The 10,080-nt window shown below is 66.5% G+C and carries 11 protein-coding genes; 5 read left to right on the top strand and 6 right to left on the bottom strand.

The window, feature by feature from the left end; all coding sequences use genetic code 11:
- A partial coding sequence (locus VFW45_09360) for a HEAT repeat domain-containing protein (protein ID HEU5180989.1) occupies window positions 1-533 on the bottom strand: 533 nt, incomplete at its 3' end.
- 141 nt (window positions 534-674) lie between these two features.
- On the opposite strand from VFW45_09360, the gene VFW45_09355 reads away from it, so the two are divergent.
- Both VFW45_09355 and moaC read left to right on the top strand, forming a co-directional pair.
- Window positions 675-1,301, top strand: coding sequence for a molybdenum cofactor guanylyltransferase (locus VFW45_09355; GenBank protein HEU5180988.1), 627 nt, complete (start codon window positions 675-677; stop codon window positions 1,299-1,301).
- Window positions 1,294-1,779, top strand: coding sequence for a cyclic pyranopterin monophosphate synthase MoaC (moaC, locus tag VFW45_09350; protein ID HEU5180987.1), 486 nt, complete (start codon window positions 1,294-1,296; stop codon window positions 1,777-1,779). Before VFW45_09355 ends, moaC begins: the two co-directional genes overlap by 8 nt.
- A gap of 13 nt (window positions 1,780-1,792) precedes the next feature.
- Here the strand turns inward: moaC and VFW45_09345 are convergent, their stop codons facing one another.
- Window positions 1,793-4,474: a pitrilysin family protein gene (locus VFW45_09345; GenBank protein ID HEU5180986.1), complete on the bottom strand. Its 2,682-nt coding sequence runs from the start codon at window positions 4,472-4,474 to the stop codon at window positions 1,793-1,795.
- 123 nt (window positions 4,475-4,597) lie between these two features.
- Between VFW45_09345 and tatA the strand changes: the two genes are divergently transcribed.
- The gene (gene tatA, locus VFW45_09340) at window positions 4,598-4,765 is read left to right on the top strand and encodes a twin-arginine translocase TatA/TatE family subunit (protein ID HEU5180985.1); all 168 of its coding nucleotides are present in this window, start codon (window positions 4,598-4,600) and stop codon (window positions 4,763-4,765) included.
- 16 nt (window positions 4,766-4,781) lie between these two features.
- Here tatA and VFW45_09335 read toward each other — a convergent pair whose 3' ends face one another.
- The gene (locus VFW45_09335) at window positions 4,782-5,192 is read right to left on the bottom strand and encodes a hypothetical protein (protein ID HEU5180984.1); all 411 of its coding nucleotides are present in this window, start codon (window positions 5,190-5,192) and stop codon (window positions 4,782-4,784) included.
- A 270-nt stretch (window positions 5,193-5,462) separates the two neighbouring features.
- Between VFW45_09335 and VFW45_09330 the strand changes: the two genes are divergently transcribed.
- The gene (locus VFW45_09330) at window positions 5,463-5,930 is read left to right on the top strand and encodes a hypothetical protein (protein HEU5180983.1); all 468 of its coding nucleotides are present in this window, start codon (window positions 5,463-5,465) and stop codon (window positions 5,928-5,930) included.
- A gap of 294 nt (window positions 5,931-6,224) precedes the next feature.
- On the opposite strand, the gene VFW45_09325 is transcribed toward VFW45_09330, so the two are convergent.
- Both VFW45_09325 and VFW45_09320 read right to left on the bottom strand, forming a co-directional pair.
- A complete protein-coding gene (locus tag VFW45_09325) occupies window positions 6,225-6,953 on the bottom strand; it encodes a hypothetical protein (GenBank protein ID HEU5180982.1) in 729 nt (242 codons plus the stop codon).
- A 71-nt stretch (window positions 6,954-7,024) separates the two neighbouring features.
- Window positions 7,025-7,414: a response regulator gene (locus VFW45_09320; GenBank protein ID HEU5180981.1), complete on the bottom strand. Its 390-nt coding sequence runs from the start codon at window positions 7,412-7,414 to the stop codon at window positions 7,025-7,027.
- A gap of 200 nt (window positions 7,415-7,614) precedes the next feature.
- On the opposite strand from VFW45_09320, the gene VFW45_09315 reads away from it, so the two are divergent.
- Complete coding sequence (locus tag VFW45_09315; protein HEU5180980.1) at window positions 7,615-9,480, top strand: bifunctional homocysteine S-methyltransferase/methylenetetrahydrofolate reductase; 1,866 nt, start codon at window positions 7,615-7,617, stop codon at window positions 9,478-9,480.
- Here the strand turns inward: VFW45_09315 and VFW45_09310 are convergent.
- On the bottom strand, window positions 9,461-10,080 hold a 620-nt coding region (locus VFW45_09310; GenBank protein HEU5180979.1), incomplete at its 5' end, for a tetratricopeptide repeat protein. The two genes, VFW45_09315 and VFW45_09310, sit on opposite strands and share 20 nt — an antisense overlap.

Below are 10,080 nucleotides of genomic sequence, written 5' to 3'. Positions count from 1 at the left end.
TTGCGCACCGCGGCATCCTCGCTCTGCAGCGCGGCGGCGAGCGTCTCGCCGGCCGCCGGATCGCCAATCGCCCCGAGAGACCAGAGGGCGTAAATCTGCGTCTCCGGATCGGGATCCGCGGCGGCGGCGCGCAGCGTCGCGACCGAGGAGCTCTCATGAATGCGCCCCAGGGTCAGAGCCAGGGAGCGCTTGACGCGTGGATCGGTCTCCTGCGGGTTGGAGAGCAGCCCCTCGGCCACCGCCAGGAAGCGTGGCCGCGACGCATCGTCCAGGTCGTAGCGCTCGAGGCGCGACAGCTCGTAGGCGACGAGGGCGCGCCGCTCCCCCTGCGCCGCCCGCACCTCCTCGACCAGATCGAGCGCGTCACGCCGGTCGAAGGAGAGCCAGCCGAAGAGATAGATGATGAGGCCGAGCAGGCAGAGCAGGAGCAGGGGGACGAACAGCAGGGCCGGCAGCGGGGATCGGCGGGGCTTCTCCCGCGGACGGCCGGACGGCTCCGGGGCAGGGTTTTCCTTGAAGACGTTTTCGAGCATGGTCTGGAGCGCTTCCCGGGCCGTTGGAGGATCGAAAAGGGACAGTAGACCAGGGGCGGAGCCGGGTCAAGGAGCGCGGAGAGCCTGTGATAAGATGATGACAATGATTATCGCGACGACGATCCCTGGGAGGGGCCTGCCATGGAAACCGGCAAAGGATTCAGCGGGTTCGTCCTCGCCGGGGGCCGGAGCAGGCGGATGGGAGCCAACAAGGCGCTCCTGCCCCTCGGTGGCCGCCGCCTGGTGGATCGCGCCATCGACCTGCTGTCGCCGCATGTCGAGGAAGTCTTCGTCGTAGGTCCCCCCGAGGTCTTTCCCTTCCTGCACGTTCCCGTACGCCCCGACGAAATCAAGCTCTCCGGTCCTTTGGGAGGAATCCTCACCGGGCTTCGGCACGCCCGCTTCGAAAGGAGCCTGGTCCTGGGAGTCGACCTGCCGTTTCTCACGGGCGAGGTTCTCGATCGGGTCCTGGATGCGGCGCGAGCCGGCGACGCCGACGTCACGCTGCCGCGCTACCACGATGTCCAGGAGACGCTGTGCGGCGTCTATTCGAGGCGCTGCATCACGCCGATCGAGGGGATGCTGATGGCGGGTCGCAAGTCGGTCCTCGAACTGCTCCCGCGAGTCCGTACACACATCCTCGAAGAGGCGGCGTTCGGCGATCTCCTGAAGGACGATCCCTTCTTCAACATCAACACCAAGGATGACTACGAAGAGGCGAAGCGCCGGGTGATGCACCTGCACCCCGAAGGCGTCACGCATGGCTGAGGGAAGACGCCTGACCCACCTGGACGCCAAGGGGCGCGCCCGGATGGTCGATGTCTCCGAGAAGCCGGTGACGGCGCGCGAGGCGATTGCGGAAGGGCGCGTGATCCTCTCCGCCGAGGCCTTCCGCCTGCTGCGCCGCAACGGCTTCGCGAAAGGGGATGTCCTGGGCGTGGCGCGGCTGGCGGGGATCCAGGCTGCCAAGCGCACCCCCGAGTGGATCCCCCTCTGTCATGCCATTCCTCTGGATTCCGCGCAGGTGGAGTTCACCCTCGAGCCGGCCCGCAAGGCGGTGCGCATCACCTCGAGGGCGGCGGCGCGCTGGACCACGGGCGTGGAGATGGAGGCGCTCACGGCGGTCGCCGCGGCGGCGCTGACTCTCTATGACATGTGCAAGGCGGTCGATCGCGGGATTCGCATCGAGGGAATCCGGCTGATGCGGAAAAGCGGCGGCCGCAGCGGCACCTACCGAAGGCGCTGAATCGTCTGAGGTCCTAGCGCGCCGGCGGTCCGGCTGAGACGCGCACCAGCTTGGCGCTGTCGAGGTACTTTCCCGCCGCTTCCTTGAGGCCGCCGGCCGTCATCTCCGCCGGCAAGGTCTTCCCGTCATCGTAAGTGGCGAAGCCCGGCCCCACCAGCTCGTAGAACCCGAGATTGCTCGCCAGCTTGTAGAGGCTCTCCTTCTCCCGCAGCAGCCGGCCGTTCTCCACCGCACGCACGTCGTTCAGCGTCTGCGGCGACATGTCGCTCAGCGCCAGGTTGCGGGCCCGCAGCAGGAGCTCGTAGGCCACCCGGGAAGCGTCCTCGGGCGACGAGGTCGCTTCGAGGGTGAGGATTCCGCCGCGCGAGAAGCCGTCCAGTCCCGCCTCGACGCTGAAGGCGGATGCCTGATCCAGGACCAGGTCGACGAACCCGCGCGCCCCCAGGATCGTCCCCAGGGCGCGCAGGACGGGAGTGTCGGGATGCTTGAGCGGCAGGCCCGGGAAGGCCAGCAGCGTGCTGCTCGGGAAGGCGTCGACCGAGCGGGAGAATTGTCCCGCCAGCGGCTCCGGGGACGTAGCGTCGGGGAGATCGCCCGGAGCATCTTTCCCCGCGGTCCAGGCGCCGAAGGCCGCTGCGATCTTCGCGCGCGCCGCGTCAGATTGGAAATCTCCGGCGATCGTCAGGACCGATCGATCGGGACGGTAGAAGCGGCGATGGAAGGCGACCAGGTCCTCGCGCGTCACCGCCTGCAGGCTCATCTCCGAGCCGAGAGCGGGATGGGCGTACGGATGATCGCGGAAGATCTTCTCGCGCGTCAGCTCGCGTGCCGTGGGACCCGGCATGCGGCCGAGCGAATCGCGATAACGGTTCATCTGCTCCTTGAGCGCATCGAGGTGCTCGGCAGGAAAAGCGGGCGACAGGATCGTCCTCCCGATCAGATCGAGGGCGGCGGGCAAATCCTCCGGAAAGACGGTCAGCCCCGCCTCCATCGTCTCGACGGAGGCGGTCAGCCCGAAAGAGGATCCCAGCGACGCCGCCTGCTCGCGGAACGCGGCGGCCGCCGCCGCGTCGGCGCCCAGGGGCAGGAAGGCGGCGACCATCTGCGCGGTCCCTTCCTTGCCCGGCGCATCGAAGGCGAATCCGGCGAGGGTGTGCAGCGAAACCGCGGAGAGGCCGTGGCCCGGAGAGGGCTTCAGCACGACCGTCAGCCCGTTGGGCAGCTTGTAGCGCAGCCCGGCCCCGGCAGGCTTCGGATCGGGACGGCTTCCGGGCACCCCCTTGTCGACGTAGGCGGCGCGCGCGAAATCGGCGGCAGGGGGCGCCGGATCGCTGTCCAGCCCCTCGACCGCCTTGGTGGCTTTCAGCAGCGCCTCCTCGGAGGGCTTCGGCTCCTGCTTGGGGAGAATCATGAGAGTGGCGGACTTGCCGGAGACCAGGTAGGTCGACGCCACCCGCCGGATGTCCTCGGAAGTCACCTTGTCCAGACTGGCCGGCAAATCCCAGGCGAAGCGCACATCCCCGAAAAGAGTCGCTTCGGCCAGCTCCTGGGTCAACGCCCCGACGCCGTCACGGCGCACCGCCTCCTCCAGCCGCATCGCCTTGATTGCCCGTTTGAGCTCAGCGTTGGGAAAGGATTCCTTGCGCAGCGTCACCAGGCGGCGGGCGAGGGCCTCGGTGGCCGGCACGGCCGCATCCGGCGACATCAGGTACCCGGTGACGGCGAGCAACCCCCGCTCTTCCAGGATGCTGAAGCCGCCGGTGGCGTTGGCGATTCCGGTGCTCGGGCCGGCCCATCGGCCGGTCGCCCCCTGCAGCAAGCGGCCCAGCACCAAGAGAGCCGGCCGGTCGGGATGGCGATATCCGGGCGTCGGAAAGAGAAGGGAGACGCTGGGGGGCATGGAGGCGAGGTTCTTGACCACTTGCCTGGCCCCCTTCGTCGTCTCGGCGAACTTCGGCTTCGGCGGCAGCGCCTTGCTCGGCTTCAGCGTCCCGAAGCGCGCCCGGATCTTCTCCATGAGCTTCGCTGCCTGGAAATCGCCGCCCACCGCCAGGACCATGTTGTTGGCGACGAAGAAATTGCCGTAAAAGGCGTCGGCGGATGCATGGTCCAGCGCCTCCAGGTTCTGGAAGCTTCCGGCGGGCGGGACGCGATAGGGCTGCTCGGCGAAGAGAGCGCGCATCTGCTCCAGGTAGAGCACCTGGGCCGGATTGTCATAGGTCTCCTTGAGCTCGCGCTTGATCCCCGGCCGGATACGGCTCACCGCGGCATTGCTCAGCTCTGCCTGGGAAACCAGCTGCAGGAGACCTTCGAGCGCCGTGTCCAGACCTTCTTTCGGAACCGAGAAGAAGAAGAAAGTCCGATCGTAGTCGGCCTGCACGCTGGCGATTCCGCCGGACTGGAAGATCTCGAGCTGCTGGGCGCGCGGCGGGCGTCCCTTCGTCCCCTGGGGAATCAGATGCTCCAGGAAGTGGGAGTAGCCGGCCACTTTGTCCGACTCGTCCTTTCCCCCGATGTGCACCCAGACCGCCGCGGCCGCGATGGGGGCGGTATGATCCTCCAGCAGGACCACCTTGAGGCCATTCTCCAGGGTCTGAACCCGGGGAGACTGGGCGGCCAGGGCGGCGGAGGGCAGCGTCGAAGAAAAAGCCAAGAGAAGGGCAGGGACGAACCGGGACATCGATCGCGATCTCAAAGATCCTCCGGAGGATGCGGCGCTGTAAAAGGAGGCGCGATTATATTCCCGCCCTGCGGTGCGGGCAACGCCGCAGGGCACTGTGATATACTCCCGGCGATTTCCATCGGAGGTAGATCCACCTTGCCCAGCATCGGTTTCCCCGAGCTCCTCCTCATCCTCCTCATCGCCCTCCTGATCTTCGGACCCCGGAAGCTCCCCGAGCTGGGAAGCGCCCTGGGCCGCACCATCAAGGAGTTTCGCAAGGGGGTTAAGGAAGCGGCGGAGCCCACCCCGGAAGAAAAGAAGTAAGCCGGCGCTGTCGGCGTCACCGATCGCGCCGCCGCATCTTTTCCGGGCTGCCCCACGACAGCATCACGCGCGCCAGGACCAGGATTCCCCCGAGCGCCAGCGCGTGGCCGGCGAGCGCCCACCCGCCTCCGAAGCGATCCGCCACGTAACGCGAGATCCAACCCAGCGCCAGCAAGGTCAGGGCGACCCACAGGCGCGGCTCGACCCCCCTCCTGCAGTTTTCGACCTCCGTCTCGGGCGATCCGAGATCGGATCCGGGGTGGCGCCGCTGGAATTCGAGATAGAAGCAGACGATCGCCAGCACCAGTCCGGCGAACGTCCCCAGCCAGGGGAGAAGCAGTCGATCGTATTCGGAGGGCTGAAGAATCCGGAGTTCTCCTGAGAGGCTTCGATGCTCGCCAGTACGGTGTGTCGTGAAAATGGACACTGACTTATCACGAGTGTCGCATTGGCACTGGAAAGAAATCATGTCACGGACGACTCTGCGAAACCAGCGTCCCCAGAGGATTTTCCTCGATCGACGCCGGCAAAAGTCGTTGCCGCTTTCATTGTTTCATCGTATATAAAAGAACATTCGTGAGGCCGAGACCATGACGCGCCGCCGATCTTTCGGGTGATCGCGCGGCGTTGCGGGCTCGCCGGGATCCCCTCCCGGCAAAGACGCCCCGCATGGCCGGCCCCGGTTGGGAGGAATCGAATGAAGAGAATCATCATCGGGGTGGTGGTGTGCCTGGTCCCGCTCGCGGCCTTCGGGCAGCAGAGGTACACCAACGAGGACTTGCGCAAGTTCAGCGTGCCCGGGGCCTACACGAACCAGGATCTCAAGAAGCTGCCGCCGGTGCCGGTGGTGGGGAAGGCGACGCCCGCGCCGGCGCCGCGCGAGGAGGAGGTCACCGTCGACTCCGAGTCCTTCCAGATCGCGCTGGATCTCCTGGAAGAGCAGCGCAGCATTTATCAGGCGGAGCTGGACTGGAGGAACGCGGAGATCGAGCGGGCCTACTCCTTCTTCGACAAGGGGCCTAACGGGTACCCGTTGCCCGGCTACCTCAGCAAGAGCCGTGGCGCCATCCAGTATCTGGAGATGCAGATCTCCATCATGGACGCGCGCATCGACGCGATGGAAGACGATGCTATGCGCGCCGGGGCCGTCATCGATCGCCGCTAGCAAGTTCTGGCTCCGTATCCCGGAGGCCCCTCCCGGGAGACGGATGCTCGTCTCGGGCGCCGGCCGGCTCATCAACGGCCGGCGCCCGTTTTTCTTGAGTGTTGCGCACCGTCGAGTTAACACCAAAGTGATCGAGCTGCGCGGATCGCAAGGCGCGTCGATGCGCCGCGTACCCCGGTACGGGCCAGACGCAACGCAGCGGAGGGCGGGATAGAGTTGCGTGCTGCCGTTCAGCCGCCGGCCGTCTTCTGGCCGGTCGGCTGTAAGGGCAGTATAGGTACGTGACCCTTGGCGCTATCGGGGCACCCATTCGCCGTGCTCGGGGGCGAGCAGCTCCCAGCGCACGGGCTGACAATCGCGATTGAATTGCAGCAGGCTGCGCAGCGACAGGTCGCCTCCACCGGGATCGATGCAGGCGGGATAGGAAGAGGTTCCCGCACCGTCCGGGTCCAGGAAATCGGCGGGATGATTCAGCCGGCTGAACTCGAGATCGATCTGGTGCAGGTACTCGTGCGCCATCACCAGGTGCAGCGGCCGCGAGAAGCCGTCGTCCTCGAAATAGACTTCCCGCAGCGGGATGGAGGAGTGGCCGCCTTCGAAGAAGGTCCGACCCGCCAGACGCGGCGGCCGGTCGGGCGGAGGCACGTAGAGCAGGATCAGGGAGGAGGGACGCAATCCCCTCTCCTTGAGGTCGACCTCGACGCGCGTGCTGCGGTCCATGAGCCACCCGAAGGTCGCTCCGTAGTCACGGAACTCCTCCGGAAACAGGGGCCGGTGGATCACGGTGACGCGCGGGTCGACCGACAGCCGTCGCAGCGAGTGGCGCCAGAGGTACCCGGCGAACAGGGAAACTTCCCGCTGTACCGTCGCATACCGCCCGGAGGCCTCCAGATCGGTGCTGCCGTCGTAGACGAGGATGTCCACGCGCTGCGCCAGATAGCCGTCGCTTTCCGGCGGCGCCGCCACTGCCGTCGTGGCGAGCGCGCCCGCCAGCGACACGAGAATCATGACTTTCAGCCGCATGCGATTCAGATACGCCGAATCGCGCGCTGGTCAAGGCTTTCCGAGAAATAAAAGCGTGGGGAAGAGGGCTGTCAGGCCGAGGCGGAATCCGCCCCCGAGATGCGGTTCACCGCCTGCACCAGTGAAGTGGTGTCGAAAGGCTTGGAAAGAAAACCCGCGCCCATGGCGTTGAGATGGTCCACCGTGTTCTGGCCGAACAGCACGGCGCTGATGAACAGGATGCGCTCCTTCAATCGGGGCCGGATCCGGGCGATCTCCTGGGAGAGGACGAAGCCGTTCATGTCGGGAAGGAGCAGGTCGAGGATCACCAGCTCGTACGGAGTGCTCCGGATGTACGAAAGCGCGTCGCGGCAGTTGCTGACGGTGTCGACCGCGTAGCCGCAGCCTTCCAGAGTCTCCCGGATGACCTGCAGCATCGACTCCTCGTCATCCACAACGAGGACCTGGCTCTTCCCGTCCATCCGGGATCCTCCTGACCGGAATCGCAACACCGGCGGCCGCGGCCAAATATAGGCTTCGTGCCACAAAAAACAACCCCGGGTGCGAACCTGGCCATCTCCGCAACCCCTTGGATGACTTCGATTTGCCGGGGAGGCAACGCCGGCGGCCGTCCCGGAATGTGCTAGCATGAGGGCCCTTCAAGCGAATCGGGAGAACAGAAATGACGTCGCAGCAGGCCCGCAAGGGCCCCGGTTTCATGGAATTTCTCCAGGATCACATCCTCGTCTTCGATGGTGGCATGGGGACGATGCTCTACCAGAAGGGTGTCTTCCTGAACCGCAGCTATGACGAGCTGAACCTCTCTCGCCCCGAGTTGATCCAGGACGTTCACCGCGCCTACCTCACGGCGGGGGCCGAGGTAATCGAGACCAACACCTTCGGTGCCAATCGCTACAAGCTCCAGGCCTTCGGCTTCCAGGAGCGCGTCGCGGACATCAACCGCCAGGGAGCGAAGCTGGCCCGTGAGGCGGCCGGAGATCGCGCCTGGGTGGCCGGGTCGCTCGGACCGCTCGGGCTCAAGATTGAGCCGTGGGGCCCCACCTCGGTGGAGGAGGCGGAGGCGGCTTTCAAGGAGCAGGCGGCCGGGCTGCTGGAAGGCGGGGTCGATCTCTTCGTGCTGGAGACCTTCACCGATCTGAACGAGATCCACCAGGCGATCCGGGCGGTGCGCTCCGTTTGCTCTCTGCCGGTGGTGGCCCAGATGACGATTGAGGAGGATGGCAACAGCCTCTACGGAACGGCGCCGGAGATCTTCGCCAAGCGCCTGGATGAATGGGGTGCCGACGTGGTGGGAATCAATTGCAGCGTCGGGCCGCAGGTGATGCTGGAGTGCCTGGAGCGGATGGTCAAGGTGACCGAACGGCCGATTTCGATCCAGCCCAACGCGGGCCGGCCGCGCTCGGTGGACGGCAGGAACCTGTATCTCTGCTCCCCCGAGTACATGGCCTCCTACGCCCGCAAGTTCGTCCTGGCGGGGGCCAAGATCGTGGGTGGTTGCTGCGGTACGACGCCGGAGCACATCAAAGCGATGAAGTCATCGCTGCGCGCCCTGCGCCCGGCGAACGTGCCGATGTCCACATCGCTGCCGGCCGAGCAGCGGGTCGAGATCCAGCCGGTCGAGCGGGCCCGCAAGTCGCGCTTCGCGGCGGGTCTGGTGGAGGGAAGGCTGGTCACCAGCGTCGAGATCACCCCGCCCAAAGGATTCGACACCTCGAAAGTGATCGCCGGGGCGCGGGCCCTCAAGGCGGCCGGCGTCGACGCCATCAACATTCCCGACGGGCCGCGCGCCTCGGCGCGCATGGGGGCTCAGGCACTGGCGGTGATCCTGGAGCAGCAGGTCGGCATCGAGACGGTCCTGCATTACTGCTGTCGCGACCGCAACCTGCTCGGGATGCAGTCGGACCTGCTGGGCGCCGCCGCGCTCGGGCTGAAGAACCTGCTGATCATCACCGGAGACCCGCCGAAGATGGGGGACTATCCCGACGCCACCGCGGTGTTCGACGTCGACTCGATCGGTCTGACCAACATGGTCACCCGGCTCAACCATGGCCTCGATCTGGGAGGAACTCCCTTCAATCCGCCGACCGGCTTCCTCGTCGGGGTCGGGGCGAATCCCGGCGCCATCGAGCTGGAAAACGAGATCAACCGGTTCCGCTACAAGGTGGAGGCGGGGGCGGAGTTCGCCATCACGCAGCCGGTGTTCGACGTGCGGCAGCTGTTGAGCTTCCTGAAGCGGGTGGAGGAGTTCCGCATCCCGATCATCGCCGGGATCTGGCCGCTGTCGAGCCTGCGCAACGCGGAGTTCATGAACAACGAGGTTCCCGGCGTGCACGTCGCCGACGCGATCATGGAGCGGATGCGCAAAGCCGATCAGATTGGCAAGGCGCGCGAGGAGGGAATCGCCATCGCTCGCGAGACGGTGGAGGAGATCCGCGCCCTGGTGCAGGGAATCCAGGTCAGCGCCCCGTTCGGACGATACCAGTCGGCCCTCGAGGTCCTCGAGGCGGTCATCCACCGAGCCGCTTGATCCCCTCGTTCGCCGCTTTCAGCTCCGGCAGCTGGTAATCCGCCCCGCCCCACCAGCGCACCACCTCGCGGTAGGCGCGCACCGCCTCCTGCTTGTTTCCCGACTTCTCACTGGCCTCGCCGTAGCGGGCCAGGTTCTGGACGTAGGACAGAGGGTCGGAGTAGGGGTCGGGATCGTCGATCAGGCGCTTGAAGACCTGCGCGGCGCGTGCCGCGTCCCCGGCCCCGAGAAGGGCCCGGCCGAGGCTCTCGGAGGCGGGGGAGGCGCGATCCTCGGGTGGCAGCGACGCCTCGATCTGTTTCGCCGCCTCGGCGAATTTCCCCTGCTCCAGGGCGATGTTCCCTTCCAGGGAAGTGCTCAGGCGCTGCAGCACGTCCGCGGAGATGCGCCCTCTCCAGCGCGTCACCTGCTCCTGCAGGAGATGGCGCGCGCTGTCGAATTCCTTCTGGGCTACCAGGATGTTGATCATCGGTAGATCGGGATCGGGGCCGGTCTCGATGCCGCGCACCTCGGCGTAGGTCGCCAGCGCCTCCTGATTTCGCTTCAGCGCCGCCAGGTTGCGGCCCAGCGACATCAGGTATCGCCCCTGCCCCGCCTGGT

Source organism: Candidatus Polarisedimenticolia bacterium, from assembly GCA_035764505.1.
Taxonomy (GTDB): Bacteria; Acidobacteriota; Polarisedimenticolia; order Gp22-AA2; family AA152; genus AA152.
The sequence above is the reverse complement of the archived record's forward strand: the minus strand, read 5'-3'. Positions and strand labels throughout refer to the sequence as shown.